The sequence below is a fragment of the Collimonas fungivorans Ter331 genome, from assembly GCF_000221045.1.
Taxonomy (GTDB): Bacteria; Pseudomonadota; Gammaproteobacteria; order Burkholderiales; family Burkholderiaceae_D; genus Collimonas; species Collimonas fungivorans_A.
This window is the reverse complement of sequence record NC_015856.1, coordinates 2,927,364-2,949,077: the sequence shown is the minus strand read 5'-3', so window position 1 is coordinate 2,949,077 and position 21,714 is coordinate 2,927,364. Positions and strand designations below refer to the sequence as shown.

20 protein-coding genes are annotated in these 21,714 nt (G+C 60.1%); 3 read left to right on the top strand and 17 right to left on the bottom strand.

Annotation, left to right across the window (positions count from 1 at the left end; all coding sequences use genetic code 11):
• Positions 1 to 58 precede the first annotated feature (58 nt).
• The 6 genes from CFU_RS12775 to CFU_RS12750 all read right to left on the bottom strand — a co-directional run bounded on the left by CFU_RS12775 (position 59) and on the right by CFU_RS12750 (position 7,244).
• Entirely contained in the window at positions 59 to 1,636 is a 1,578-nt protein-coding gene (locus CFU_RS12775) for a DHA2 family efflux MFS transporter permease subunit (RefSeq protein WP_014006458.1), read from the bottom strand.
• An 81-nt stretch (positions 1,637 to 1,717) separates the two neighbouring features.
• Positions 1,718 to 2,935 (bottom strand): HlyD family efflux transporter periplasmic adaptor subunit, encoded by a 1,218-nt coding sequence (locus tag CFU_RS12770; protein WP_014006457.1) that lies wholly within the window; start codon positions 2,933 to 2,935, stop codon positions 1,718 to 1,720.
• Between the two features lie 40 nt (positions 2,936 to 2,975).
• Positions 2,976 to 4,493: an efflux transporter outer membrane subunit gene (locus CFU_RS12765; RefSeq protein WP_148264833.1), complete on the bottom strand. Its 1,518-nt coding sequence runs from the start codon at positions 4,491 to 4,493 to the stop codon at positions 2,976 to 2,978.
• A gap of 103 nt (positions 4,494 to 4,596) precedes the next feature.
• The gene (locus CFU_RS12760; RefSeq protein WP_014006455.1) at positions 4,597 to 5,070 is read right to left on the bottom strand and encodes a MarR family winged helix-turn-helix transcriptional regulator; all 474 of its coding nucleotides are present in this window, start codon (positions 5,068 to 5,070) and stop codon (positions 4,597 to 4,599) included.
• Positions 5,071 to 5,163: 93 nt separating this feature from the next.
• Entirely contained in the window at positions 5,164 to 6,573 is a 1,410-nt protein-coding gene (locus CFU_RS12755; protein ID WP_014006454.1) for a sensor histidine kinase, read from the bottom strand.
• Entirely contained in the window at positions 6,570 to 7,244 is a 675-nt protein-coding gene (locus CFU_RS12750) for a response regulator (RefSeq protein ID WP_014006453.1), read from the bottom strand. The genes CFU_RS12755 and CFU_RS12750 overlap by 4 nt, the downstream gene beginning before the upstream one ends.
• 169 nt (positions 7,245 to 7,413) lie before the next feature.
• On the opposite strand from CFU_RS12750, the gene CFU_RS12745 reads away from it, so the two are divergent.
• From CFU_RS12745 to CFU_RS12735, 3 genes are all read left to right on the top strand, one after another.
• Complete coding sequence (locus tag CFU_RS12745) at positions 7,414 to 8,430, top strand: ABC transporter substrate-binding protein (RefSeq protein ID WP_041741935.1); 1,017 nt, start codon at positions 7,414 to 7,416, stop codon at positions 8,428 to 8,430.
• Positions 8,431 to 8,592: 162 nt separating this feature from the next.
• Entirely contained in the window at positions 8,593 to 9,378 is a 786-nt protein-coding gene (locus tag CFU_RS12740) for an ABC transporter ATP-binding protein (RefSeq protein ID WP_014006451.1), read from the top strand.
• Positions 9,379 to 9,456: 78 nt separating this feature from the next.
• The gene (locus CFU_RS12735; RefSeq protein ID WP_014006450.1) at positions 9,457 to 10,311 is read left to right on the top strand and encodes an ABC transporter permease; all 855 of its coding nucleotides are present in this window, start codon (positions 9,457 to 9,459) and stop codon (positions 10,309 to 10,311) included.
• Between the two features lie 67 nt (positions 10,312 to 10,378).
• Here CFU_RS12735 and CFU_RS12730 read toward each other — a convergent pair whose 3' ends face one another.
• From CFU_RS12730 to CFU_RS12680, 11 genes are all read right to left on the bottom strand, one after another.
• Positions 10,379 to 11,113 carry a metallophosphoesterase family protein gene (locus CFU_RS12730; protein WP_014006449.1) on the bottom strand — a complete coding sequence of 245 codons (735 nt, stop codon included), beginning with the start codon at positions 11,111 to 11,113 and terminating at the stop codon, positions 10,379 to 10,381.
• A 143-nt stretch (positions 11,114 to 11,256) separates the two neighbouring features.
• The gene (locus CFU_RS12725; protein WP_014006448.1) at positions 11,257 to 12,939 is read right to left on the bottom strand and encodes a PhoH family protein; all 1,683 of its coding nucleotides are present in this window, start codon (positions 12,937 to 12,939) and stop codon (positions 11,257 to 11,259) included.
• A 220-nt stretch (positions 12,940 to 13,159) separates the two neighbouring features.
• The gene (locus CFU_RS12720) at positions 13,160 to 13,630 is read right to left on the bottom strand and encodes a peroxiredoxin (protein WP_041743430.1); all 471 of its coding nucleotides are present in this window, start codon (positions 13,628 to 13,630) and stop codon (positions 13,160 to 13,162) included.
• A 78-nt stretch (positions 13,631 to 13,708) separates the two neighbouring features.
• Positions 13,709 to 14,656, bottom strand: coding sequence for a polysaccharide deacetylase family protein (locus tag CFU_RS12715; protein WP_014006446.1), 948 nt, complete (start codon positions 14,654 to 14,656; stop codon positions 13,709 to 13,711).
• An 85-nt stretch (positions 14,657 to 14,741) separates the two neighbouring features.
• Positions 14,742 to 15,797: a bifunctional UDP-4-keto-pentose/UDP-xylose synthase gene (locus tag CFU_RS12710; protein ID WP_014006445.1), complete on the bottom strand. Its 1,056-nt coding sequence runs from the start codon at positions 15,795 to 15,797 to the stop codon at positions 14,742 to 14,744.
• A gap of 104 nt (positions 15,798 to 15,901) precedes the next feature.
• On the bottom strand, positions 15,902 to 16,810 hold the full coding sequence (locus CFU_RS12705; protein ID WP_014006444.1) for a formyltransferase: 909 nt from the start codon (positions 16,808 to 16,810) through the stop codon (positions 15,902 to 15,904).
• A complete protein-coding gene (locus tag CFU_RS12700) occupies positions 16,807 to 17,763 on the bottom strand; it encodes a glycosyltransferase (protein WP_041743428.1) in 957 nt (318 codons plus the stop codon). Before CFU_RS12700 ends, CFU_RS12705 begins: the two co-directional genes overlap by 4 nt.
• Before the next feature lie 16 nt (positions 17,764 to 17,779).
• Complete coding sequence (locus CFU_RS12695; protein ID WP_014006442.1) at positions 17,780 to 18,916, bottom strand: DegT/DnrJ/EryC1/StrS family aminotransferase; 1,137 nt, start codon at positions 18,914 to 18,916, stop codon at positions 17,780 to 17,782.
• Between the two features lie 77 nt (positions 18,917 to 18,993).
• The gene (locus tag CFU_RS12690; RefSeq protein ID WP_041741931.1) at positions 18,994 to 19,365 is read right to left on the bottom strand and encodes a DMT family transporter; all 372 of its coding nucleotides are present in this window, start codon (positions 19,363 to 19,365) and stop codon (positions 18,994 to 18,996) included.
• 12 nt (positions 19,366 to 19,377) lie between these two features.
• Positions 19,378 to 21,129, bottom strand: a complete 1,752-nt coding sequence (locus CFU_RS12685) for an ArnT family glycosyltransferase (protein WP_014006440.1) — start codon at positions 21,127 to 21,129, stop codon at positions 19,378 to 19,380.
• Positions 21,122 to 21,520, bottom strand: a complete 399-nt coding sequence (locus tag CFU_RS12680) for an Mth938-like domain-containing protein (RefSeq protein ID WP_014006439.1) — start codon at positions 21,518 to 21,520, stop codon at positions 21,122 to 21,124. Before CFU_RS12680 ends, CFU_RS12685 begins: the two co-directional genes overlap by 8 nt.
• Positions 21,521 to 21,714 lie beyond the last annotated feature (194 nt).

Sequence of the window (21,714 nt, the reverse complement as noted above, 5' to 3'; positions counted from 1 at the left end):
AAAAAGCGATGCCACCTGAGCGGTGGCATCGCTTTTTTTCAGGACCGCATCTCGCCCTTTAGTGGGCGCCGCCAGCATCAGCCGGCACGCTGGAGCGCGAAGGCTTGGTCAGCCACACCAGTGCAATCAGCATCAGGAACAGCACCGCCGAGATCCAGAAGATATCGGTGGCGCCCTGGGTCGCGGCTTTCACCGTAATCAGGCGTTCGATGGTGGCCCACGCCGCCGGTTCCGACATGCCCTGGGCGGTGAGGTTATGCACCGCCTCGGTGAACGCCGGGCTGTGCGGGCCGGTGAATTCGGTCAACTGGGAATGATGCAGCGACGTGCGGCGATCCCAGAAGGTGCTGGTGATCGAAGTGCCCATGCCGCCGAACATGATTCGTACGAAATTCGACAGGCCGGCCGCCGACGGCATCTTTTCCGGCGGCTGGCCGGACAGGATGATCGAGGTCAGCGGAATGAAGAACATGGCCATCGCCGCGCCCTGGATCACGGTGGGAATCATCAGCGTGAAGGTGTCGACGTTTTCGGTGAATTGCGCACGCAGGAAAAACACCACGGCAAAGATCAGGAACGCGGTGCTGGCAACCCAGCGGGCATCGACCTTGGGCAATATTTTCCCGATGAACGGCGACAGGATGATGGCAAAGATCCCGACCGGCGCCATCACTTCGCCCGCCAGCGTCGCCGTATAACCCAGCGTAGTCTGCAGCCATAGCGGCAAGATCACCAGGCCGCCGAACATCAGGCCGTAGCCGACCGAAATCGCGATCACGCCGCCGCTGAAGTTGCGGCCCTTGAACAGGGTCAGGTCGACCACCGGATGATCGTCGCCGAGCTCCCAGATGACGAAGTAGATGAATGCGATCAGCGAGATCGCGCCCAGTATCACGATGGTCGAGGAGTTGAACCAGTCGAGCTCCTTGCCCTTGTCCAGCATGATCTGCAGCGAACCGACCCAGATCACCAGCAGGGCGAGGCCGATTTTATCGATGGGCAGCTTGTATACCGCCGACTCGCGCTTGTGATAGATCGACCAGGTAGCCCAGGCGGCAAACACGCCGACCGGAATGTTGATGTAGAAAATCCAGGGCCAAGTGTAGTTGTCCGAGATCCAGCCCCCCAGCAGCGGCCCCATGACCGGCGCCACCAGGGTGGTCATGCCCCAGAACGCCAGGGCCATGCCGCTCTTGGCGGGGGTATAGCTGGACAGCAGCAAGGATTGCGACAACGGGATCATCGGCCCTGCGACCGCGCCTTGCAGCACCCGCGCTGCAATCAGCACTTCCATGCTGGGCGCCAGGCCGCACAGGATGGACGACAGCACGAACAGGATGATCGAGGTGACAAACAGGCGCACCTGGCCGAAGCGCTGGGTCAGCCAGCCGGTCAGCGGCACCGAGATGGCGTTGGCGACGGCAAACGAGGTAATGACCCAGGTCCCTTGCTGCGGCGATACGCCGAGGTCGCCCGAGATGGCCGGGATGGAAACGTTGGCGATCGAAGAGTCGAGCACGTTCATGAACACGGCTAGCGACAGTGCTACCGTACCCATGACGAGCTTGCCGCCGGTCAGCGGCGGCAGTGGTTGCGATGGCGGCCGCGCAGGCATCGCTGGTTTTGGGGAACTCATGAAGGCATTCCGGTAAAGGTTCGCATGGCGGACGCCGCCACTGTGACGATGGCGGCATCCGGCAGGGCAGGCGGCAGCAGCTTAGTGTGCGGCAGCTGCATTGTTATTGGCGGCGATGATGCTGGCGATGCGCGCATCTGCTTCCTGGCCGCTCTTGTCGAAGACGTCGGTAGTGTAAGCCGGCGTGGTGCGCGCAGTGCCAGCGGTCAGCGAAGTGCCTTCGGTCTGGGCGATGTCGACCGTGGCGTCCATCGAAACGCCGATCCGCAGCGGATGGGTTTCCAGGTCTTTGGCGTCGAGCGAAATGCGCACCGGAATCCGCTGCACGATCTTGATCCAGTTACCGCTGGCGTTCTGCGCCGGCAGCAGGGCGAAAGCCGAACCGGTGCCGGCCGCCAGGCCGACCACCTTGCCGTGGTATTCGATCTTCGATCCATACAGGTCGGACTTCAAGGTCACCGGCTGGCCGATGCGCATATTGTTGATCTGCACTTCCTTGAAGTTGGCGTCAACCCACAAGGCATTCAGCGGCACGATCGACAGCAGCGGCGTACCGGCGGCGATGCGCTGGCCGACCTGCACCGAACGCTTGGCGACGTAGCCGGTGGTTGGCGCGAGCAGGGTAGTGCGGGCCAGGTTGATGTAAGCATTGCGCACCTGGGCCGCGGCATTCTGCACATTCGGGTGCTGTTCGACCGTGGTGTGGTCAGTCAATACGCGGTTCGACGCCAGTTGTTCGCGCGTGGCTTGCAGCGCGGCTTCCGCTCCCTGCACCGCGACCTTGGCGTGATCCAGTTCTTCCTTCGACACGGCGCCGGTGCTGATCAGCTGCTGGCGGCGCGCCAGGTCGGCGCGGGCGCGTTCCAGTTCAGAGGTGCGCGCGGTGACGTTGGAAACCAGAGCGTTGTTGTTGACGAACAACGTACGCACCTGGCGCACGGTTTGCGCCAGCTGGGCTTCGGCCTGGTCCAGTGCGACCTTGGCGTCGGCCTTGTCGAGTTCCACCAGCGGCTTGCCGGCCTGCACCAGTTCGGTATCGTCGGTGTTGATCGCCAATACCGTGCCGCCGACCTGCGGCGTGACTTGCACCACGTTGCCGCCGACATAGGCGTCGTCGGTGTTTTCGTAGTGGCGGGCATAGATGAACCACCAGATGCCATAGGCGATCAGGACGATGATAAGGGCGATAGTGACGCCGATCAGCAGGCTGCGGCGTTTGCCGTTGCCATTGGCGGCCGCTGGCGCCGGAGCGGCGGCAGCTGGAGACGGATTTTCTGGAGTTTGATTTGGTGTGGTCATGATGCGGGTTTCGCAATAAGTGAACGGTTTATTTTATGGATCAGTTAGCTGCGTTTGCTTGCGGGCTGGCAGTGCCTGTGCTTGCTTCGGCCGGATTGAGTCCTTCGGCCGAGGCGTCAAAGCCGCCACCCAGCGACTTGATCAGGTTGACGCGCAGGTCGGCTCGGCGGGCGCGCGTATCGAGTTCAAGCTTGCGTTGCGCCAGCCAGGAAATCTGGGTGCTCACCACTTGCAGCATGTTGGCGGTGCCTACCTGCTGCCGCTGTTCAGCCAGTTTCATGCCGCGTTCGGCGGCGTCCACCGCAGCCTGCTGGTTCTTGCCCTGGGTTTCGGCCGCCTGCAGCGATTGCACGCTGTCCGCCACTTCATGGAAAGCATCGTTCAGGGCCTGGTTGTAAGTCGCCACGGCGCCGTCATAAGCGGCGACCCGGCCCTTGAGCTGGGCGCGCAGTGCGCCGCCTTCAAAGATCGGCAGGTGGATTGCCGGGCCGATGCCGACCACCTTGCTGCTGTGGTTCAGGAATTGCGAAAAGCTGAGGCTGGAAAAACCGGCCATGGCCGACAGGTTGATATCCGGGTAGAACTCGGTCTTGGCAACCTTGATGTCGCTTTGTGCAGCTTCTACCTGCCAGCGCGCGGCGACCACGTCCGGGCGGCGTCCAAGCAGGCCAAGCGGCAGCTGGTCGGGCAGGGCGATGGCGGCGTCCGCCGGCAATGCCGGAGGCGCGATTTTCAAGCCGCGGTCAGGACCCTGGCCCATCAGCGCCGCGATCTGGTTGCGGGTCAGTGCGATCGCTTCCTGCCATTGCGCCTGTTCGGCGCGCAGGCCGGCCACTTGTTGCCGGCTTTGCTGGTTGTCGCTCTGGGTATCGAGGCCGGCGGCGAAGCGTTGCTGGGTCAGCTTGTCCAGCTTGTCGCGCAGCACCAGCTGCTGGTTGGTCAGGTCCAGCTGAGCGTATTGCCGTCCCAGCTGCAGCCAGGCTTTCGAGATGCCGGCAGTCAGCGCCAGGCGCGCTGCATAATGCTCTGCTTCCGCCGCCTTGCTTTGCGAAATGGCCGAGCGCAACTGCGCACTGTGCTTGCCCCAGAAATCCAGGTCGTAGGAAAAATTCAGCGCGGTTTCATAGTCGGTCACGTACATGCCGCCGAACGGCGGCGGATAAATGCTGTTTTCGGAAAACCGTTCGCGGGTGGCCGACAGGCTGGCGCCGACTTGCGGCTTGCTGGTGGCGCCGGCCGCCTCCACCATGGCGCGCGCGGCGCCGATGCGGGCGGCGGCGGCTTGCAGGTTAGGATTGCCCGCCAGCGCTTCATCCACCAGCTGCTGCAGCTGGCTGCCGCCGATGGTGCTGACCCAGGAACCGGCCGGCCATAAACCGCCTTGTCCCGGCAGGGCAGAGGCAGAGGCGTAATCGTCCGGATTGTTGGTGCTGGCGGTGCTGTGGATGCCGCTGAAATTGGCGCATGCCGCCAGCAATAGTACGGCGGCGCTGATCACAAGACGCTGGGTGCCAAGTTTCGGCAGGCTGCGTCGGGCTGGAGATGGATGAGAGTTCATGTCGGCGTTGATTTGACGGATTGGTTTAGCGGCCACAGATAAGAAGACTACCGGGAGCAGCTGCTTGTTTAAAAGTAATATTGAATAAATTAATCTTGCATAGTCAATGTGTTTTCTCTGGCGATGTGTTGCTTGCCACCAATCGCCTGAGCATCGATTTCAAAAAGCCGATTTCTTCCGCGCTGAACTCCGAAAAATGCTTGTTCAGCACGCTGCAAAAAGCCACGGGCACCAGTTTCGACAACTCCACGCCGCTTGCGGTCAGATGCAGTTTCATCAGACGCCTGTCATTTGCACATGGCTCGCGCTTGATCAGGTCACGCGCCACCAGGCGGTCGATCATGCGCTTGGTGGATGCCGCGTCGGTATACGTCTCGCGCGCCAGGTCGGCGGCCGTCGAATATTTCCCTGTTGACAACATCAAGAGAATGGCGCCTTGCGCATGGGTAATTCCATGCGGCATCAAAGCTTCGTCTGAGCTTTTGACCATCATGGCGCGCGAGCGCGCCAACAGATAGCCTATGCTTTCTTCAATCTGGTAAGTGTCCAGAGTGAATAATGGGGGGCGGTTGCTCACGTTTTTCTCAATTTGTCTGCTGGATTTGCTGTTTGAATATTCATTGCCTAGGCAATAATATACTGCAAAATAAAATTTCTTGCTGGCGCCACTTTAGAATTGTTGCTCAGGTCCCGGCGCGGCACAGGATGGCAACTGCAGCAACACCGCCAGGCCGCGCTGCTGTTCGCCGGCGCCGAGCGTCACGCTGCCTTGCGCTGCCATCACGATTTCCTTGACGATCGCCAGGCCGAGGCCGGTGCCATCCTGTCCCGGAGCGGCGTTGCGGAAAAAACGCTCGAACACGCGGTCGCGCACTTCGGCCGGAATGCCAGGACCGTTGTCGCTGACGCTGATTTCGACCTGTCCATGGCTGGCGCCGATGGCCACGGTCACCGTGCCGTCGATGGGGGTATAGCGGATGGCGTTGTCGACCAGGTTCATCATCATGGCGCTGAACAAGGCTTCGTTTCCCATTACCCATGCATGCTGCATCGTGGTCTCGAGCCCGAGGTCAATATTCTTGCGCTGCGCCAGGTCGACGATTTCTTCCAGCACCGCGGCCGACACCGCCAGCAGGTCCACCGGCTGGCGCAGGAAGGCGGTGGTGTCGGAGGCCTCCGCCTGCGACAGCAGCAATAGCTTGTTGGTCAGCTCGGTCATGTTGCTGCTGCTTTCGTGCATCGCCTGCAGCACCTGCAGCACTTCGGTGCGCCTGTTTTCATCGCCCAGGCGGCGCGCAAACTGGATTTGCGAATCGAGCAGGGTGAGCGGCGTGCGCAGCTGGTGGGCGGCGTCGGCGATAAAGCGCTTTTGCGCCGACACCTGCGTATTCAAGCGCTGGATGGTCTGGTTGATGGCTTCGACGATGGGCCGCAGCTCCAGCTGCAGCTGGCCGGCCTTGATCGGCGACAGCGAGGTTGCATCGCGCGCCGCCAGCTGGTTTTTCAAATGCATCAGCGGCCGCAGTTCCATGCTCAGGCCGATCACTACCAACGCCGCGGCCAGCAGCAGCATGGCGATCTGGCGATGCAGGGAAGGGCGCCACAGGTCGGCCAGCATCTGGTCGCGGGCGCCGGTGGTCTGGCCGACCAGCACGGCGATCTTGCGCAGCTGGCCGGCGTTGTACAAGGTGCGCACCTGGCTCACCACGCGCAGCACCTGGCCGTGGTAATCGATGGTGCTGAACGCCGGCGTGCTCAAGGGAAAACGCAACGCTTGCGGGAAATCAGGGCGGCCGGCGAGCAGGCTGTCGTTGTCGGTAATCACCTGGTAGTACACCTGGTCCTGCATGGACGAGACCAGCAACTCCAGCGCTGCCGGCGGGACGCTGGCATGCGGCACGCCGTCCAGCCAATGGATTTCGCCGGCGATCACTTGCGCCGACGCCAGCAGCGCATGGTCCTGGATCAGGTCCGCTGTCTGGCGTGCGCTGCGGTATGAGAGCGTGGCGCTAATGGCGACAAACACCGCCAGCGGAATCAGCAGCCACAGCAGCAAGCGCAGGCGTAGGCTGATGATCAATTGGCGTCTTTCTGCTTGAGCAGGTAACCGAGTCCGCGCAAGGTCATGATGGCGGCCTGGCAGTGCTCCAGTTTCTTGCGCAGCCGGTGGATGTAGATTTCAATGGCGTCGGCGCTGGGTTCGTCGTCGAGTCCGAATACGCCGTCCATCAAGGCTGTCTTGGAGACGGTCTTGCCTTGTTTCAGCATCAGGATTTCGAGCACATCGTGTTCGCGTCCGGGCAGCGCTAGCAGCTTGCCGGCGATCGAGAACTGTCTGGTATTGCTGTCGTAGCGCAGGTCGGCGCAATGCATTTCCGCCGCCTTGCCCGGCGTCTGGCGGCGGATCAGGGCCTTGATCCGCGCCACCAGTTCGCGCACTTCGAACGGCTTGACCAGGTAGTCGTCGGCGCCGGCGCCGAGGCAATCGACCTTTTCATCCACCGAGCCGCTGGCGGTGAGGATCATCACCGGCACATTGTTGTGCCGCTCGCGCAAACGGCGCAAGACCGCCTTGCCGTTCATCTTCGGCAGCTGCAGATCCAGCAGGACCACATCATAGCTTTCGCTTTGCAGCAGGCGATCGGCGGCTTCGCCGTCGCTGGCGAGGTCGATGGTGAATTTGTCTTCTTTCAGAATCTTGCTGAGCCATAGCGCCAGCGGCGGATTGTCTTCGATCAGGAGTAGTTTCATGGATGTGGCTGCTTATATGACACTTCATGTTGCACTGCAAGTTAAATAAGGCGGATTTGGAAAGCTGGATGAAAGTTAGCGCATCCTAGAATACGCCCAAGACTGGAACAATGGCATGTTGTCCTGCGGATCCGGTCATTATCCCAAAAAAACAAACGGAGACAACTCAATGCATACCCTCATCCGCGGTTCCCTGCTTTCCGCCGTGCTGCTTGGCAGCGGCGTGCTTGGCGCGAGCCAGGCCATGGCGGCCGATTCAGGAAAAATCACCATCATGGTCGGCGGCATCACCAAGATGATCTACCTGCCGGCCAAGCTGACCGAGCAGCTCGGTTATTTCAAGGAAGAGGGCCTGGATGTCGAACTGCAGTCGCAGCCGGCTGGCGTGGATGCGGAAAATGAACTGCTGGCCGGCGCGGTGCAGGCGGTAGTCGGCTTCTACGACCACTCCATCGATCTGCAAAGCAAGGGCAAGGAAGTCACGGCGATCACGATCTTCGGCCAGGTGCCGGGCGAAGTGGAAATGGTTTCGACCAAAGCTGCCGCCACCATCAAGAGCATGGCTGACGTCAAAGGCAAGACGCTGGGCGTGACCGGCCTCGGTTCGTCGACCAATTTCCTGACGCAATACCTGGCGGCCAAGGCCGGCATCACTTCCAGCCAGTACTCGGTGCTGCCGGTGGGCGCCGACAATACATTCATCGTCGCCATCAAGCAAGGCCGCATCGACGCCGGCATGACCACCGAACCGACCGTGTCGCAGCTGCTGAAAACCGGCGAAGCGTCGGTGCTGGTCGACATGCGCACCGTCGAAGGCACGGTCAAGGCGCTGGGCGGCCTGTATCCGGCCTCCAGCCTGTATGTCCAAGGCCCGTGGCTGAAAGCGCACAAGGCTGAAGCCACCAAGCTGGCGCACGCTTTCGTCAAGACGCTGAAATTCATCAATACCCATAGCGCCGCCGAAATCGCGGACAAGATGCCGAAGGATTACTACGGCAATAACAAGCCGATGTATGTACAGGCCTTGCAGAATTCCCTGCCGATGTTTTCGGCGGACGGAAAAATGCCGCCGGGCGGCCCGGAAACCGTGCTGCAGGTGCTGTCGGGTTTCAATCCTAACGTCAAGGGCAAGCATATCGATCTTGCCAAGACCTATACCAACGAGTTTGTCAGCCAAGCCAAGTAAGGCCGAAGCTTAACCATCCCGCAGGTCGGAAGCACGGCTTCCGAGTGGGGAGACTCGCGTCCAGCGAACTGCTCCGACCTGCACTGCAAAGGAATTTAAATGACTCAAGCAGCATATGTCTCGCCGCCGGCTACGTCTGCGGCAACCACGCCGCCGCCGCAGGTGTTGCGGGATACGCCCGCCATCGAACTGCGCAATGTCTCGTGCCGCTTCATCTCCCCTGACGGCAAGGCCACCGTGGCCTTGCGCGATTTCAGCATGAGCGTGGCGCGCGGCGAATTCGTGGCCGTCGTGGGCCCGACCGGCTGCGGCAAATCGACCACGCTGAGCATGATCACAGGCCTGCTCAAACCGACCGTGGGCGAAGTGCGCATCATGGGCGAGCCGGTCAGCGGCATCGATCCGCGCATCGGTTTCGTCTTCCAGAACGATGCGGTATTCCCTTGGCGCAGCGTGATCGACAACGTGGCGGCGGGACCGCTGTTCCGCGGCAAGCCGAAAGACGCAGCCTATGCGCTGGCGGAAGAATGGATACGCCGCGTCGGCCTCGATAAATTCGCCAGCCACTATCCACATCAACTGTCCGGCGGCATGCGCAAGCGCGTCGCGCTGGCGCAGACATTCATCAACAGCCCTGAAATCCTGCTGATGGACGAGCCGTTCAGCGCGCTCGACATGCAGACCCGCACCCTGATGCAGGACGAGCTGCTGCAGCTGTGGTCATCGCAAGCCGGTTCGGTGGTGTTCGTCACCCATGACCTGGAAGAAGCGATTGCGCTGGCCGACAAGGTCTATGTGCTGACCGCGCGCCCGGCCACTTTGAAGAGCGTGTACGAAATCGACTTGCCGCGGCCGCGCGTAATGTCCGAGGTGCGTTATGAACAGCGCTTCATCGACATCTCGCGCAAGATCTGGGCCGATCTGCGCGAAGAAGTGCACATCAGCTAAATACCGGCAATTCTCCATTTACATACCGCCGCTCGTGGCGATGCAGGTGTCCCGCAAGCGAGAGGAAAAAGGCAATCTATGAATCAAGTACAAACAATCGACAAACTCAGCGCGGCCAGCCTGGCCACTGTCGAACAAGAGGCGCAACGAAAAATCAAGCAACGCTACTGGCTGGTGATTTCCCTGCGCGTCGCCATCCTGGTGCTGACCCTGGGCGGCTGGGAACTGGCGGCCAGGCTGCAATGGATAGACCCGTTCTTCTTTTCGCAGCCATCGCTGATCGTGGTGCAGATCTATGACTGGATAGTGGAAGGCACCTCGCAAGGACCGTTGTGGACACAGGTGCTGGTGACCTTGGAAGAAACGGTGCTCGGCTTCCTGATCGGTTCGGTGGCTGGCGTCATCTGCGGCATCCTGCTCGGCCGTAACAAATTGCTATCGGATGTCTTCAGCATTTACATCCAGGTCGCCAATTCGATTCCACGGGTGGTGCTGGGCTCGATTTTCGTGATCGCGCTGGGCTTGGGCATGGCTTCCAAGGTTGCGCTGGCGGTGGTGATGGTGTTCTTTGTCGTGTTCGGCAATGCTTTCCAGGGAGTGCGCGAAGCTGACCGTTACATGATTGCCAACGCCCAGATCCTCGGCGCCTCGCCGCGCCAGGTCACGATGTCGGTGGTGATTCCTTCGGCGCTGAGCTGGATCCTGGCCAGCCTGCACGTCAGTTTCGGTTTTGCCCTGGTGGGCGCAGTGGTGGGCGAATTCCTCGGTTCCAAGCAAGGCATCGGCTTGCTGATTTCCACCGCCCAGGGCGCTTTCAACGCCAGCGGCGTGTTTGCGGCGATGATCGTGCTGGCAGTGGTGGCCTTGGCGGCGGATTATTTGCTGACGACGCTGGAAAAACGTTTGCTTAAATGGCGTCCTGTGGCATTCTAGTTTCTAACTGAAGGTTTAGTGACTTAAGGTTGCGGCGCATTTTTCCAATGCGCCGTTTTTTTATGCCCTAAATTCTTCCCGTCGACAGCCATGTCGCCCAGTCGGCCCGGCCGTTCTTCAACGCCGTAGTGGCAGCCTTGTGATGGTCGTAGCTGATATTGATGTGGCTGACATCCCAGCCATGGACGGTTTTTTCGCAGATGGCGTAACGGGCGTGCGGGCTGCCGTTTTCGATAGTATGGAAGTAGGGCTGGTCGTCGTCATAGGCCTGCAGGCCGACGCTGCCGGGATTGACCACCAGGCGCTCGCCGGAGATGGCATAGGCGCGCGGCTTGTGCGTGTGGCCGCAAATGATCAGGCTATGGCCGATTCCTGCCGCACGGGCCTCGATGTCGACCGCCGCGGCCATGCGGCAGCCTTGCTGGTCGACCTGTTCCAGGAAATACACCAGGTCGTCGGCCGGCGTGCCGTGGCACATGAAAATCTCGTCAGATACAGCCAGGGTGGCTGGCAATCCCCTGATCCAGTCGCGCTGCGCCTGTGTCGTGTGCTCGAATGCAAACTGGTCGCTGGGATGCCCCGGGCGCCGTTCGCAATCCAGCAGGTGGCGTTCGTGGTTGCCGCGGATGGTAGGCAGTTGCAGCGACATCAGCAGGTCCGCGGTAGCTGAAGGTTCCAGCGGGCCGGACAGGATATCGCCGGCGTTGACCACCAGGTCGGCTCCTTGTTTGCTGATGTCCGCCAGGACAGCTTCCAGCGCCCAGATGTTGGCATGGATGTCGGAGACGATGGCAAGTTTCATTGGCGGCTTTCTTTACGGAAGATGGCGGGACATCAGATCATTAAATCGCATTATCAAATAAAACGGGTGCAATCCAACCGAAATTGAATTGCACCCGTTCAGCTATCCAGCCAGCGCATCGCTGCGCCGTCCCTCAGCTCTTGTTACAGCACATCGCTGGCATGGTCGGCCAGGCGCGAGCGTTCGCCGCGCGCCAGCGTCACATGGCCGCTGTGCGACCAGCCCTTGAAACGATCGACCACATACGTCAGGCCGCTCGAGCCCTCGGTCAGGTAAGGCGTATCGATCTGGGCGATGTTGCCGAGGCAGATGATCTTGGTGCCCGGACCGGCGCGGGTGACCAGGGTTTTCATCTGCTTCGGCGTCAGGTTTTGCGCTTCGTCGATGATCAGGAACTTGTTGACGAAGGTACGGCCACGCATGAAGTTGAGCGATTTGATCTTGATGCGCGAACGGATCAGGTCCTGGGTGGCGGCGCGACCCCATTCGCCGGCATCCGAATCGGACTTGTTGAGCACTTCCAGGTTGTCGTCGAAGGCGCCCATCCACGGCCCCATCTTCTCTTCCTCGGTGCCCGGCAGGAAACCGATATCTTCACCGACCGGCACCGTGACGCGGGTCACGATGATTTCGTTGTAGGTCTTGGTTTCCAGCACTTGCGCCAGGCCGGCTGCCAGCGCAAGCAGGGTTTTGCCGGTGCCGGCCTGGCCCAGCAAGGTGACGAAGTCGCAGTCCGGATTCATCAGCAGGTTCAGGGCGAAATTCTGCTCGCGGTTGCGCGCAGTGATGCCCCACACGCTGTTCTTGGCATGGCCGTAGTCGCGCAGGGTTTGCAGTACTGCGGTCTTGCCGTTGATCTGCGTGACTTGTCCGTAGAACGCCGGTTCGCCGTTTTTCGGTTCGATGAAAACGAACTGGTTGACCAGCAGCGTCGGCACCAGCGGCCCGCTCAGGCGGTAGTAGGTGTAGCCGGTGCCGTGTTTGTTTTCCTGCCAGGATTCGATGCCTTTGCCGTGCTTGATCCAGAAATCGTCCGGCAATTGCTGGATGCCCGAATACAGCAGGTCGGTGTCTTCCAGCACATGGTCATTGAAATAGTCTTCGGCCGGCAGGCCCATGGCGCGCGCCTTGATGCGCATGTTGATGTCTTTCGACACCAGCACCACCGGACGGCCCGGGGTTTCGGCTTCCAGGCCGCGCACTACGCCGAGGATCTGGTTGTCGGCTTTGCCTACCGGCAGGCCTTCAGGCAGGTCGGCGTTTTGCAGCTTGGTCTGGAAGAACAGGCGGCCCTTGGCGTCCTTGTTGCCGAGCTTCGACAACGGAATACCATGGTCGATCTGGTCGTCGACGATGTCGCCCACCAGCGCATCCAGCGAACGCGATACCTGGCGTGCGTTGCGCGCGACTTCCGACATGCCTTTCTTGTGGTTGTCGAGTTCCTCCAGCGTCACCATCGGCAGATAGATGTCGTGTTCCTCGAAACGGAACAAGGAGGTCGGATCGTGCATCAGCACATTGGTGTCCAGCACGAACAGCTTGGTCGTGCCGGATTTGTCGGCGGCGCGGCTGGTGCTTGATTTCGGCCGGGTGTCCGCCGGTTTTGCAGGCTTGTCGGCAACGGCACGCGAATTTTCCGCGGGGGCCTTGTCGGTTTTACGGCTTTCCACCGGTTTGTTGCGAGCTTGTGGAGCAACTTCCTTGTTGCGGGTAATGGGTTCAACGATGGCAATACGTGGTTTGACGGCTTTGCCGGCTTCCGCTTTCGGATAATCTTGCACGGAGAGTAAAGCAGCGGGTTTGGTCGGTAATTTTGGTAAGGGCATCAGAACCTCGCTTTAAAGATGAAAAAAGTGTTCGCTTTGGTGATAACACGAACCGGACCAAACGGGTGAAGCTACGGCGGGTGTGACTTAAATATATTTAAAAAACATCACGAATGAAGCGGCCTGGCGAACAAAACACAAATTAAAAAGTAAAAAAGCCGTTTGGGAAGGCCCTCAGGCCTTTTCCGCAAACGGCTTCCAGAATGATTTTTTTTTGAATTCAATGACTTACAAACTCCAATACTTCTTCAACGTGCACTGGCACCTTCACTCCACGCCATTCTTTCACCAATGTGCCGGCGCCGTCAATCACAAACGTGCTGCGCTCGATGCCGCGTACTTGCTTGCCGTACATATTTTTCATTTTCATGACATTGAACATGGCGCACAGCGTTTCGTCGGGATCGGCGATCAGCTCGAAGGGTAGCCCCAGTTTAGCCTTGAAACCTTCGTGGGAGCGGATGCTGTCGCGGCTGATGCCGAATATCAAGGTGTTTTTCTGCTGGAATTCCTGGTGCAGGTCGCGGAACTGCATGGCTTCCGTGGTGCAGCCGGGCGTGTTGTCCTTGGGGTAAAAATACAACACTATGTTTTTTCCATGGTAGTCCGACAACTTGAATGTCTGCCCGCCGGTCATGGCTGCAGAGAAGTCGGGCACCGTCATGTTGATGATGGAAGGATGGTCTGCCACTGTATTGTCCTGTTCATTGAGTAATGATGAATCGGTCGCCAATCAGGGTCCTGCTATATACGTTGATATATACGCTGATCAGCTGCTGCTCGCCTGCATGATCATCTCGCCCGATCGTCCCGGCAACTCCGCCCATGCGAGAGGGACGGTGGGTAATTGCTGGTCTTTGACCTGTCGGTAATAGTCTTCCATCGCGACCAGATCATAGCCCTGCGCCTTCCAGGCCTGCAGCAACTGCTCGAATATGGGGGCGAGTTTTTGACCTTCAAGCTCTGCGTGCAGAGTAAATACATGATCGCGCGGCGTTGCCGTCAGGGCCAGGATATGGGCGGCGATATTCGCCGGCGTCAGTTCAACGCCGCCGAAACTGCGGCCCAGCAGTTCATCCAGCGTCGGCAGGGTGGTCGGCAGCTGTATGCATGCCAGCGTCTTGCCGTTGACCTGCAGGCGATGCGGGCCGGCAGCCTGGTCGGCCAGCGCGCCGTCGTCCGCCAGCATGGCGCGGCCGTCGGAGGCATAAGCAATGCCGAATTTCTCCAGCTGCTCGAAAGCGTAAGGATTCATCTGCCAGCCGGCGGCGCCGTGGGTGTTCGGCGCCTGGCCGAAAATCTGGGTGAAGCGGTCGAACGAACGCTGCATCTGCTGGCTGGTCCAGTCGGCGCCGCGTTGTCGCACATGGTCTTGCCAGACGCGATGATCCCAGGTGTGGACGCCGCATTCGAAACCGGCGTCGCGCACTGCCTGCATGTAGTTTGCGCAAGTCTTGCCGATATCCGGCGCCGGCAGCAGCACGCCGTACATCAGGGTCTTGAGGCCGTAATGTTCGACTACCGAAGTGCGCGATACTTTCTGGAAGAAGCCGGGGCGGAACACTTGCTTCAGCGCCCAGCCGGTATGGTCGTGACCGAGCGAAAACAGGAAAGTGGCGCGCGCCTGGTATTTGCTCAGCAGGCGCACCAGGTTCGGCACTCCTTCACGGGTGCCGCGATAAGTGTCGGCGTCGATTTTTAAGGTGAGGAGGGGCAAGTTGTCTGGTCTGGCAGTAATAGGAAAACAGAGTCCGCGCCGCACACGAAACAGTGTCGTGGCTGGCGCGGGCAGCAGCGTAGATTTAGTCCATGAGGGCGCGTGCTTCGGCCACCTGGCCGCGGTACGCATCAAAAATATTGCGCAGGGTGTCGGCCATGGTAGTGGTCGGCTTCCAGTTCAGTTCGTCGCAGGTGTTGGTGATTTTCGGCACGCGGTTCTGCACGTCCTGGTAACCCTTGCCGTAGTAGGCGGCGGAAGTGGTCTCGACCAGCTTGACCTTCTTCGCCGAGTCGGCGTACTCAGGATATTCCGTAGCCAGTTTCAGCATCATGTCGGCCAGGTCGCGGATCGAGTAATTGTTGACCGGATTGCCGATGTTGTAGATCTTGCCGCTGGCGATGCCGTCCTTGTTGGCGATGATCTTGATCAGCGCATCGATGCCGTCGTCGATGTAGGTGAACGCACGTTTCTGCTGGCCGCCGTCGACCAGCGAGATATTCTCGCCGCGCACGATATGGCCGAAGAACTGGGTCACCACGCGCGAGCTGCCTTCCTTCGGCGTATGGATGGAGTCGAGGCCGGCGCCGATCCAGTTGAACGGACGGAACAGGGTGAAGTTCAAGCCTTCTTCCATGCCGTAGCCCCAGATCACGCGGTCCATCAGCTGCTTGGCGCAAGAGTAGATCCAGCGCGGCTTGTTGATCGGGCCGCAGATCAGCTCGGATTGCTCCGGATCGAATTCCTCATCGTGGCACATGCCATACACTTCCGACGTCGACGGGAACACCAGGTGCTTGCCGTATTTGGCGGCCGAACGCACGATAGGCAGGTTGGCTTCGAAATCCAGTTCGAATACGCGCAGCGGCTGCTTGACGTAGGTCGACGGCGTGGCGATCGCCACCAGCGGCAGGATCACGTCGCATTTCTTGACGTGGTACTCGACCCATTCCTTGTTGATGGTGATGTCGCCTTCGAAGAAGTGCATGCGCGACTTGTAAGCCTCGTTGTCCAGCAGGTCGCGGATACGGTCGGTCATCATGTCCATGCCGTAGACGTGCCAGTCGGTGGTTTCCAGGATCCGCTTGGACAGGTGGTGGCCGATGAAACCGTTGACGCCGAGGATGAGGACTTTTTTCATAATGATCTATTGTTGTTGGATTGGCATTCCGCAAAGCGGGATTTCAAACGCTGCAGTTCTTGCCGGGCAGGGTGCTAACCCTTCGCCCGCGAAAGCAGCCGGTTTTATAAAAGGATGTTTTTTAATGCTTCTGGCGTGACGGTTTGGCCGTCCGCCAGCAATTCGTTGATCAACAGCGCGCGGCCATCGCCACAGACGCCAACAATGCGATTATCCACTACCGCCAAGCCCCGAGGCAAATTTGCCGGCAGGTTTTCCAGCAGTTTGGCCGATAAATACGCTTTTCCGACTATAAACGTGCGCTCTTTGACAATAGTCCAGGCACCGGGATAGGGCGGCGCCACCGCGCGGTACAGGTTGTAGACCTCATGCGCCGGCCGGTTCCAGTCGATTTTGCCATCCTCGGGCTTGCGTCCGCCGAAATAACTGCCTTGCGATAGGTCGTTCGGCAAGCGGGGAATGTTGCCTTTAAGCATCTCTGGCAATGCATTCCACAGCGTCTGTTCGGCGGCGACCACCACCTTGCCGAATACTTCGTAGGCGGTATCGTCGGGCAGGATCGGCACCGAGGTCTGCGCCACGATGGCGCCGGCGTCCGGCTTGGCCGCCATTTCATGCAAGGTGGCGCCGGTCTCGGTTTCGCCGTGCAGCACCGCCCAGTTGATCGGCACCCGGCCGCGATACTTGGGCAGCAGCGAGCCGTGCATGTTGTAGGCGCCGTGTTGCGCCAGCGCCAGCAAGGCGACCGGCAGCATATGGCGGTAATAGAAACTGAAGATGAAATCCGGCTGCAGGGCGGCGACCTGGGCCAGCAACTCAGGCGCAGCGGGATCGGTCGGAGCGATGCTGGGAATGCCGTGCTGCCGGCACAGCGCCGACACCGATTCGAACCAGATGGTTTCTTGCGGATTGTCTTCGTGGGTAACCACCAGCGCGATATCGACGCCGCGCGCCAGCAAGACCTTCAGGCAGCGCACGCCGACATTGTGATAGGCAAAAACGACGGCTTTCATGATGCTTGTTTATCCTCTGCCGACGACTGCTCCAGCATGGCTTGCACCACATACCGCGGCCGCGCCCGCACCTGCTGGTAGATGCGGCCGACATATTCGCCGACCAGGCCGATGCCGAACAGGATCATGCCCATCAGGAAGAAGGCGAACGCGAACAGGGTGAACACACCTTGGACTTCAGCGCCGAACAGGAAGCGGCGCGCCACCAGGATGAAAAACAGCGCGGCGGAAGCGAAGGACAGCACGATGCCTATCAGCGAGAACAGCTGCAAGGGCATGATGGAAAAACCGGTGACCAGGTCGAAATTCAGGCGGATCAGGCTATACAGCGAGTACTTCGATTCGCCGGCCGAGCGTTCTTCATGCTCGACCACGATTTCAGTCTCTTTGCGGGCAAAAGTGTACGCCAGCGCTGGCACGAAAGTGTTGACCTCCTGGCACTGGTTGATCAGGTCGACCACGTTGCGGCCATAGGCGCGCAGCATGTTGCCCTGGTCGGTCATCCGGATGCCGGTGATTTTCTCGCGCAGCAGGTTCATGGCCTTGGAGGCGACCGTGCGCCAGGCCGAATCCTGGCGTTTGCGGCGGATCGAGCCGACGTAGTCGTAACCCTCGCGCATCTTGGCCACCAGGTTGCCGATTTCTTCCGGCGGGTTCTGCAGGTCGGCGTCAAGCGTCACGACGATGTCGCCGCGGGTAGCTTCAAAACCGGCCAGTATCGCCATGTGCTGGCCGAAATTGCCGTTGAACAGGACCACGCGGGTGACGTCCGGACGCAGGCGGAACTGTTCCGCCAGGATCGCGGCCGACTTGTCGCGGCTGCCGTCGTTGACGTACAGGATTTCATAGCTGATGCCAAGTGCGTCGAGCGCCGGGTAGAGGCGTTCGAACAGTTTGGCAAGGCCCGATTCCTCGTTGTATACCGGGATGACGACGGAAAGTTCTGGTTTCATCAAGCGATCGTTCAATTTATTGAAGCACGGATTTTACCGCGGACACTGCACGTTCGACATCGTTCTTCGTCATGACGTTGAACATTGGCAGCGAGACGATCAGGCGGCCGACCTTTTCGGCGACCGGGAACATGCCTTCCTTGAAGCCGCGCGCGCGATACATGCTGAGCAGGTGGATCGCCGGGTAGTGATAACCGATGCCGATGCCGCGTTCCTGCATCTGCTCCATGAAGGCGGGGCGCGCCGGTTTGCCGTCCTGGCGCTCCGGCAGCACCAGCTGGAACATGTGCCAGTTGCTGTTGGCGAAGTCGGGAACCGGCAGCTGGGCGCCGTGTTTTGCTTCGAAATCGCTGCCGAAACAGGTGAAATAATACTGCGCCAGCTCGCGCCGATGGGCGGTAATCGCTTCAATATGGGCAAACTGGCCGAGGCCGATGGCGGCGGCGACGTCGGTCATGTTGAACTTGCCGCCCAGGACGTCGACATCGAGGCCGTCGAAGCCGCTGCGGGTGACGCCTTGCAGGCGGTATTTTTCCGCCAGGCGCGCTTCTTCGGCATTGTTCAGCACCAGGCAGCCGCCTTCGGATGAAGTGATGTTCTTGTTGGCCTGGAAGCTGAACGAGGCAAAGTCGCCGAAGGCGCCAATGCGCTGGCCGTTCCAGCTCGATCCCAGGGCCTGCGCCGCATCTTCCACTACGCGCAGATTATGTTTCTTGGCCAGCGCATACAGGCGGTCCATGTCGACCGGCAGGCCCGACAGGTAAACCGGGATGATGGCCTTGGTGCGCGGCGTGATGGCGGCTTCGACCTGGGCCAGGTCGATGTTGCGGGTGACCGGATCGATGTCGGCGAACACCGGCGTGGCGCCGGTTTCGATAATCACGTTGGCGGTGGCGACCCAGGAAATCGGCGTGGTGATGACTTCATCGCCGGCGCCGATGCCGGCGATGCGCAGCGCGATTTCCATGGTGCAGGTGCCGGAATTGAAAGTGCGCACCGGCCGGCCGCCGAAATACTCCGACAACTGCGCTTCGAATGCCTGCACCTTGGGGCCGCTGGTGATCCAGCCGGAGCGCAAGACATCGCCAACCGCTGCGATCGTGGCTTCGTCGATGGTGGGTTTGGCAAACGGCAGGAAAGGTTGTTGGCTCATGTTGGTTGTGGAATCCGATGTAAATTAACGATGTAAATTAAAAGCACGGCGGAAAAACGACGGCTGGTTTGGACACATCAGCTGCGGGTCAGCAGCACCACGCCGACAATGATGACGCCGATCGCCACCAGTCGCTGCGCCGACACCGCTTCACCGAGGAAATACCAGGCGCCTACGGCGCTGATGACATAACCCAGCGACAGCATCGGGTAAGCGATGGTGACGTCAACCCGTGACAGGCCGATGATCCAGACTATCAGCGAGATGACGTAGCAGGTCAAGCCGCCAAGGATAGGCAATTGGGTAGCCAGCTTGATGCCGGTGGCAAACCAGTTCTGCGGCGTCAGGCTGATCACGCCGACCGCATTGGTGCCGGCTTTCAGCAGCAGCTGCGCCACGGCGTTGAGGCAGACGCCGCTGATGATGAAGGCAAATGTAGTGAGATTCATTGGCATCGCTGGTTATGGTGCGGACGAGGTTGCGGATGCCGCCGCGGCAGGTTCTGCCGCGGGAGCCGGGCTTGCTGCCGGTGCAGGAACGGCGGCGGCAGGGATGCCCTGGTTGGTCACCACCACGCGGCGCGGATCCTGGCCGATGACCCGCATCGGCACGCCGCGCTGTTCCAGCTCGCGGTAGTTTTCCGGACGGATGATGGCGATATCCTTCTTGCCGGCAGCGTGGTCGGCGGTCCATTTGACGACAAACGCATCGATGGTCGGGATCCATAGCTGCGGCTGCTGGCCGATGCCGAATTCCAGTTCATCCATATGCTGCACCATGGTCATCGTGCGGCGCAGGTAGAACGGCAGCGCCTGTTCATACTTGCCGACCACGTACAGCGTGGTTTCCGGCGTGATTTCGGCATTGATGGCCGGCACCAGGTCGATCCCGGCCGAATAGCGTCCTTGCGGATCGTGGCCGTACATCAGCAGCTGGCCGCCGATGAAGCCGCTGGCGGCGAGGGCGACAATGGCCCATTCCCGCTGCCGCCGCACCAGCAGCAAGGCGGCGACAGCGCCGATGAAGGCCACCGCCGAAGCGGCAAACACCCAAGGCACATGGGCTTGCATCAACGGCAGGCTGTAAGCGTCCTTGGCCAGGCTCGGGATCTTGTGCGACAGGACCAGGCCGATCACGGCCGGCAACAGCAGCAACAGCGCCGAAGCCTGCACCGACTTATTGCTGGCGTTATCCAGGTGGCAGGCAATCAGCAGCGCCAGCGCCGGGAAGATCGGCAGGATGTACGACGGCAGCTTGGAATCGGAAATGCTGAAGAACACGAAAATGAAAATGCTCCAGATCAGCAGCATCTTTTTCGGCTGGAAGCCTGACGCCGCGCTGCGTTCGCGCGCGCCGTTCCACAAGCTCTGGAACAGGACGCCGAGCCAAGGCACGATGCCCAGTATCAGGATCGGGATGAAGTAATACGGCGGGCCGTAGCGGTTGTGGATCTTGCTGGTGAAGCGCTGGAATTGCTCGTGGATGAAAAAGAATTGCGGGAATTCCGGATTTTTCATCGAGATCAGCACGAACCAGGGCGTGGTGATGAGGAAGAACAGGATCAAGCCCAATACCAGATGCAAACGTTTCCAGATCGACCAGTCGCGCGAAAACAGGGTGTACAGGACCAGCACCGCGCCGGGAATCAGCAAGCCGATCAAGCCTTTCGACAGCACCGACAGCGCCATGCCGACCCAGCACAGCAGCATCCAGTTGCGCTGTTCGGCGTGGCTGATGTCGCTGCGCTGCGCCAGCAGCAGGGCGCACAGGGAAATCGTCATCATGCCGGACAAGCCCATGTCGAGCGTATTGATGTGGCCGAGGCCGGCCCACAGGAAGCTGGAGCCGAGCACCAGCGCTGCGTAGAAGCCGATGCGCAGCGAGAACAGGCGGGCGCCGGTGAATGCAACCAATACCACGCCCAGCAAGCCGCACAAGCCGGTCCACAAACGCGCCTGCCATTCGCCGAGGCCGAACAGCTCGAAGGTGAGGGCGTTCATCCAGGTTTGCAGCGGCGGCTTTTCAAAGTATTTGAGGCCGTTCAGGCGCAAGGTGATCCAGTCGCCGGTGGCGACCATTTCGCGCGCCATTTCGGCGTAGCGGCCTTCATCGGTAGGCACCAGCGTACGGGCCCCGAGCATGTAAAACCAGACGATGCAGAACAGCAGGAACAACAGCCAGACGAAAGTTTTTGATTTATGCAATTCACGCATCTTGGGCGGTTTCCTTGTCGGTATTGAAAATCAGGGCCAGGGCGACTTTGCGTCCCTCGGCCATCAGGATGTTGTAGGTGCGGCAGGCAGCCTGGTTGTCCATGCATTCGACGCCGATGCGGCGCGCGGTCAGCACGGAGGTCAGCTTGGGATGGACAAAACGCTGGCGCGCGCCGGTGCCGAGGATGACGACGTCTGGCCGGGTGCTGTCTATATGGGCGAAATGTTCGGCATGGAGGGCGTCGAAGTCGCGCACCGGCCATGGCACCGGCGCTGCTTCCGGCAGCACCAGCAGGCTGTGCTCGTAGCGGACGGCGTTGATTTCCACGCCCTTGTCGTCGTAGGCCGTGACTGTCTGATATTGCTGGGTCGGGGTGGTATGTAGCTTCATTGCATTATCTTTACACGTTGAGGGGTTGATCCTATCCACGAATACTTAGCTGAACCAAAGGATAGACCGCAGACGATGTGCAAATTCCCGGAAAATGGAAAATAAAGTGCTGCATTGTAGCGTTTTCCGTCCCGGAACTTGCAGTATTGATTGATAAAACCTCACGCTTTCGGCAGAATGGGTGGTTCGGGCGG